The organism is Cupriavidus phytohabitans (genome assembly GCF_000426345.1).
Classification (GTDB): Bacteria; Pseudomonadota; Gammaproteobacteria; order Burkholderiales; family Burkholderiaceae; genus Cupriavidus.
Genome location: NZ_AUFE01000001.1, coordinates 258,011 through 264,337 on the forward strand (window position 1 = coordinate 258,011; position 6,327 = coordinate 264,337).

Consider the following 6,327-nt stretch of genomic DNA (forward strand, 5'->3'; position numbering starts at 1 on the left):
CCCCGGAGATGCCGGCATGACGCCGTCCGATTCCACCCAGGCCCGTCCGCGCCTGGTCGTCGTCGGCAACGGCATGGCCGGCATGCGCACCGTCGAGGAACTGCTCAAGCTCGCCCCGGACCTGTACGACATCACGGTGTTCGGCGCCGAGCCTCACGGCAACTACAACCGCATCCTGCTGTCGCCGGTGCTGGCTGGCGAGAAGACGGTGGCGGACATCATGCTCAACACGCGCGAATGGTACGAAGAGAACGGCATCGAGCTGCTCGCCGGCGATCCCGTGGTATCGATCGACCGGCCGCGCCGCGTGGTGCGTTCCGCCTCGGGACGCGAGGTGCGCTATGACCGCCTGCTGCTGGCCACTGGCTCCAAGCCCTTCATCATCCCGGTGCCGGGACACCAGCTCGACGGCGTGATCGCTTTCCGTGACATCCAGGACGTCGAGACCATGCTGCATGCCGCGCGCAATCACCGCCACGCGGTGGTGATTGGCGGCGGCCTGCTCGGACTGGAAGCGGCCAACGGCCTGCTGCGCCAGGGCATGGACGTGACCGTGGTACACCTGGCCGACAGCCTGATGGAACGCCAGCTCGACAAGCCCGCCGCCACGCTGCTCCAGGGCGCGCTGGAACGCAAGGGCCTGCGTTTCCTGCTGAGCGCGCAGACGGCGGAGATCCTCGGTACCGAGCGCGTCACTGGCGTGCGCTTCAAGGACGGCAGCGAAATTCCTGCCGACCTGGTGGTGATGACCGCCGGCGTGCGCCCCAACATCGAACTCGCCGCCGGCGCGGGCCTGCACTGCGAACGCGCCATCGTGGTCGATGACACCCTGCAAACCTACGACCCGCGGATCTATGCTGTCGGCGAGTGCGTCCAGCATCGCCAGGCCACGTTCGGGCTGGTCGCGCCGATCTGGGATCAGGCGCGTGTGTGCGCCGCGCATCTCGCCGGCGCCGGCCATCGCCGCTACGTGCAGCAGGCCACCGCGACTAAACTGAAAGTGACCGGCGTCGACCTGTATTCCGCCGGCGATTTCATCGGCGCGGAAGGCTCCGAAGACCTGGTGCTGCGCGACGCGCGCCGCGGCGTCTACAAGCGCCTGGTGTTGCAGGACGGCTGCCTGGTTGGCGCCGTGCTGTACGGCGACGTGCAGGACGGGCCGTGGTATTTCGACATGATCCAGCGCCGTACGCCGGTAGGCGCGCTGCGCCAGCGCCTGCTGTTCGGCAAGGCGCAGTGCGAAGCGCTCGCTGCCTGAGCATTACCAAAGCCATATATAACGCCCCGCACGGAGAACGCGTGAATCTGTCCGACATCCCGGTTGTATCTGCAACCCTGACCACTACCACCGCCACGACCTGCCCGTACTGCGGCGTCGGCTGCGGCGTGCGTGCCACGGTGCGCGCCGACGGCCAGGTCGAGATCGCGGGCGACACGCAACATCCGTCCAACCAGGGCCGGCTCTGCGTCAAGGGCTCGGCACTGGGCGAGACGGTGGACCTGGAGGGTCGCCTGCTCCATCCCAAGCTGCGCGGTGCCGACGGCCAGCTGCAGCAGGTGTCGTGGGACCGTGCGCTCGATACCGTGGCGCAGGGCTTCAGCGACATCATCCGCCGCCATGGTCCCGACTCGGTTGCGCTCTATGTCTCGGGCCAGTTGCTGACCGAGGACTACTACGTCGCCAACAAGCTGATGAAGGGCTTCATCGGCAGCGCCAATATCGACACCAACTCGCGCCTGTGCATGTCGTCGGCCGTGGCCGGCCACAAGCGCGCCTTTGGCGAAGACCTGGTGCCGGGCAGCTATGAAGACCTGGAACTGGCCGACCTGGTGGTGCTGGTGGGCTCCAACACCGCCTGGTGCCACCCGATCCTGTTCCAGCGCCTGTCCAAGGCCAAGGAAGCCCGCCCCGAGATGAAGATTGTGGCGATCGACCCGCGCCGCACCGCGACGTGCGAGCTGGCCGACCTGCACCTCGCGGTTCGTCCCGGGACTGATGTGTGGCTGTTCAATGGCCTGCTCAGCTACCTTTCGCGCGAGGGCCATGCCAATGCTGCCTTTGTCGACGCGAGCACTACCGGACTGAACGAAGCCCTGCAGGCAGCCGACGTCGATTGCGCCGATCCGGCCGCCGTCGCCCGCGCCTGCAAGCTCAGCGTTCAGGATGTGCTGGATTTCTATGCGCTGTTCGCTGCCACGGAAAAAACCGTCACCGCGTTCTCGCAAGGCGTCAACCAGTCCTCCGCCGGCACCGACAAGGTCAACAGCATCATCAACTGCCACCTGCTGACCGGTCGTATCGGCCGGCCCGGCATGGGCCCGTTCTCGCTCACCGGGCAGCCCAACGCCATGGGCGGGCGCGAGGTCGGCGGCCTGGCCAATATGCTGGCCGCGCATATGGAGTTGGCCAACCCGCTGCATCGCGAGGTGGTGCAGGGCTTCTGGCAGTCGCCGGTGATGGCGGACCGCACTGGTTTGAAAGCGGTGGAGCTGTTCGAAGCGATCGAAGCCGGCCGCGTCAAGGCGGTATGGGTGATCGCCACCAACCCGGTAGTCAGCCTGCCCGACGCCGACCAGGTGCGTCGCGCGCTAGCCAAGTGCGAGCTGGTGGTGGCCAGCGACATCATCGAACGCACCGATACCAACGCGGGGGCGCACGTGCTGCTGCCCGCGCTGGGCTGGGGCGAGAAGGACGGCACCGTCACCAACTCGGAACGCCGCATTTCGCGACAGCGCGCCTTCCTGGCCGCACCGGGCGAAGCGCGCGCCGACTGGGACATCCTGTGCGACGTGGCACGCCGCATGGGCTTTGCCGGCTTCGACTATGCCGGTCCACATGAGATCTTCGACGAGCACGCGCGCCTGAGCGCCTGGCGCAACGACGATGCGCCGCGCGTGTTTGACATCGGCGGACTGGCCGGCCTGGACAAGGCTGAGTACGACATCCTGGAGCCGGTCCAATGGCCGGTTCCTGCCAACGGTGCGATTGACTCCCAGCGACTGTTCGGCGACGGCCGCTTTGCGCATGCAGACGGCCTGGCCCGCTTTGTCGCCACGCCGACGCGCGCGCCCGCCAATGCGCCGGACGACGATTTCCCGCTGATCCTCAATACCGGACGCGTGCGTGACCAGTGGCACACCATGACGCGCACTGGCAAGTCGGCACGGCTGGCCGACCACTTGCCTGAACCCTTTGTCGACATGCATCCGCAAGATGCGCTGCTGTGCGGTGTCGGGGAAGGCAAGCTGGCACGTGTCAGCACCCGTTGGGGCGCGATGGTGGCGCGTGTGCGTCATGGCGGCGGCATCCCGCGCGGCAGCGTGTTCGTGCCGATTCACTGGAATGGGCAGTTCAGTTCCGATGCGCGCGTTGGCGCGCTGGTCAATCCGGTGGTTGATCCGGTTTCCGGCGAGCCGGAGTTCAAGCACACGCCAGTGCGGGTGGAGCCGTTTGGTGTCAGCTGGCACGGGTTCGTGCTGAGCCGCGGCGAACTGCCGGCTGAAGCGCTGACGTACTGGACGCGCGTGCAAGGCCGCCAGTTCCAGCGCTACGAATTTGCTGGCCGTGAAGCCGTTGCCGACCGTGCCGCGTGGGCGCGTGAACTTCTCGGCGTGACGGACCCGGAAGCGGACTGGCTCGAATACGAAGACCGTACCGCGGGCGTCTACCACGCTGGCTATGTCGTCAATGACCGGCTGGAAGCCTGCGTTTACGTGTCGACGCGGCCTGAACTGCCGTCGCGTTCCTGGCTGTCTGGGCTGTTCGGCCGTGATCGGCTTGAGGACACGGATCGTATCGGGCTGCTGCTCGGCCAGCCGATGGAGAAAGGCGCAGATACCGGGCCGACGGTGTGCTCTTGCTTTGGCGTCGGACGTAACACCATCTGCGATGCGGTGCGCAAGCATGATTTGAAGACGCCGGCGGAGATCACTGCCTGCGTCAAGGCTGGTGGCAATTGTGGGTCTTGTGTGCCTGAGCTTAAGAAGTTGTTGGTGGAGATACGGGTGGCTGAGGTGGCTTGAGGGGTTTTTGGGTTGCGGCTGGTGACATGCTGTTGGCCGTTTAAGCGCCCGCAGTCGCCGTTGATGACATGCTGTCGGCTGTTTTAGCGCGCGCGCTGTCGCTGCTGGTGACATGCTGTCGGCTGTTGAACCGCTGGGTTCCGCCCTCCTGGGCGGGTCACTTTTTGCCCGAGCGGCAAAAAGTAACCAAAAAGCGCGTTTACGGCCCTGCGGGCGGGCCACCCTTATCGTAGTGAGCTGAGGCTTTCGTACGGGACTTGGCTTCGTTGCAGGGCAGGACTGCCTGACGCCGTGGTGCGCCACGGTGGCTTGGGATTGATGCGGGGATTGAACGAGCCCAGAGCTGTGAGTGGCCCCTGCTGCGGGCGGCATGGTAGGAACGCCTTCGGCTGCGCTGCGCGCCGGCCCTAAGGGCAGGGTTGCCGCCCACGTCCTCCTCCGGGCGTCGGGGCGGGCCTGTCAGAAATTTTGTGTTTAGGGCATAACATGTCGCCAAGGAGCATGTGATGCCACGCAAAACCAAGACGAGCCAGGCCGCCGATCGTGAGCTGCCGACCATTCCCGAGGATCTGATCGCCCATTTCGTAAAAGGCCCGATGACCGCCGAGGCGGTGCAAGACGCTTCGATGGCGTTTAAGAAGGCCCTGATCGAGCGGGCCCTGGGCGCCGAGCTCGGCCATCATCTGGGCTACCCGGCTGGCGCTGAGCGCCCAGCCGGCACCGCCAACCAGCGCAATGGCAAGAGCGCCAAGACGGTTCTGACCGACGACGGGCCGCTGCGGTTAGACATCCCCCGCGACCGCGACGGCAGCTTCGATCCGATCCTGATTCCCAAGCACGAGCGGCGCTTCACCGGCTTCGACGACAAGATCATCGCCATGTACGCCCGCGGCATGACCGTGCGCGAGATCCAGGCGTTTCTGGCCGAACAGTACGGCACCGAGGTCTCGCCCGAGTTCATCAGTTCGGTCACCGATGCGGTCATGGACGAGGTCACCACCTGGCAGGCCCGCCCGCTGGAGGCGATGTACCCGGTGGTGTTCTTCGACGCGCTGCGGGTCAAGATGCGCGAGGACGGCGTGGTGCGCAACAAGGCCGTCTATCTGGCCTTGGGCGTGCTGCCCGACGGCACGCGCGACATCCTGGGCCTGTGGATCGAGAGCACCGAAGGCGCCAAGTTCTGGCTCAAGGTCTTCAATGAACTCAAGAACCGAGGCTGTCAGGACATCCTGATCGCGGTGACCGATGGCCTCAAAGGGATGGAACAGGCCTTGAATGCAGTGTTCCCGAATACGACCCTGCAGACCTGCATCGTGCATCTGATTCGCAACAGCCTGGGGTACGTCAGCTGGAAGGAGCGCCGGGCCGTGGCTGCCGCGCTCAAGCCCGTGTACACGGCGCCCACCGTCGAGGCTGCGCTGGCCGAACTGGAGGCCTTCGAGCAAGGGGAATGGGGCCGGCAGTACACGCCGATCGCCGCCTCCTGGCGTCGCGCCTGGGATCAGGTGATTCCGTTCTTTACGTTCCCGCCGGCGATCCGCAAGATCATCTACACGAGCAACGCGATCGAGAGTATCAATGCGCAACTGCGCAAGATCATCAAGACCCGAGGTCACTTCCCCAGTGATGAGGCGGCGACCAAACTGCTGTGGCTGGCCCTGCGTAACATCACCGGCAAGTGGGGCAGTTCAACCCACGACTGGAAGGCTGCCATGAACCAGTTTGCGATCCTCTACGAGGAACGCTTCACCCACCCCTATCGTTGAGATAATGCTGGCTCACCGCTCAATCGACGGTGAGCCTTTACCTGCCCTAAACACAAAAAAAATGACAGCCCCGTCGGGGCCGGCGTCTTTCACGACGGCGCTGTGCGAGCGCAGCGACGCACTCCGTGCCCGTGCCCCCGACCTACGATACTGAGCGCGCGCAGCGCAGCCGTAGGCGTCCTCGCGTTGACACCCGCAGCAGGCGGCCTACGCCCGACATGGGGATCGTTCAATAGTGGGTCGACGCAGCCACTATCCCTAACTCACCTGGCGTAGCAGCTTCGAACCACTAATCACATCGAACGGAAATCACCACCGCCCGAACCACCCACGCCGATAAATTGATAGCCAGCCGCTCAGGCGACGCGCTTTTTGGTTACTTTTTGTCGCTCGGACAAAAAGTGACCCGCCCAGCAGGGCGGAACCAGGCGCTTCAACGGCCGACAGCATGCCACCAGCCGCGCTGGCATGTCACCAACCCACCAACCACCTTGCAACAAAAATCAAAATCCAAAAAGCAAAAACCCCTCGCAGCACA

4 protein-coding genes are annotated in these 6,327 nt (G+C 65.1%); all 4 read left to right on the forward strand.

Annotated features, from left to right (window positions below; all coding sequences use genetic code 11):
- Window positions 1–16: 16 nt before the first annotated feature.
- Window positions 17–1,258 (forward strand): NAD(P)/FAD-dependent oxidoreductase, encoded by a 1,242-nt coding sequence (locus tag K309_RS35685; protein WP_051320275.1) that lies wholly within the window; start codon window positions 17–19, stop codon window positions 1,256–1,258.
- Window positions 1,259–1,299: 41 nt separating this feature from the next.
- The gene (locus K309_RS0101265) at window positions 1,300–4,023 is read left to right on the forward strand and encodes a nitrate reductase (protein WP_029044727.1); all 2,724 of its coding nucleotides are present in this window, start codon (window positions 1,300–1,302) and stop codon (window positions 4,021–4,023) included.
- Window positions 4,024–4,529: 506 nt separating this feature from the next.
- Window positions 4,530–5,789 carry an IS256 family transposase gene (locus K309_RS0101270; RefSeq protein WP_029044728.1) on the forward strand — a complete coding sequence of 420 codons (1,260 nt, stop codon included), beginning with the start codon at window positions 4,530–4,532 and terminating at the stop codon, window positions 5,787–5,789.
- A gap of 341 nt (window positions 5,790–6,130) precedes the next feature.
- Window positions 6,131–6,327: hypothetical protein (locus K309_RS44280; protein WP_500784367.1), on the forward strand; the 197-nt coding region annotated here is incomplete at its 3' end.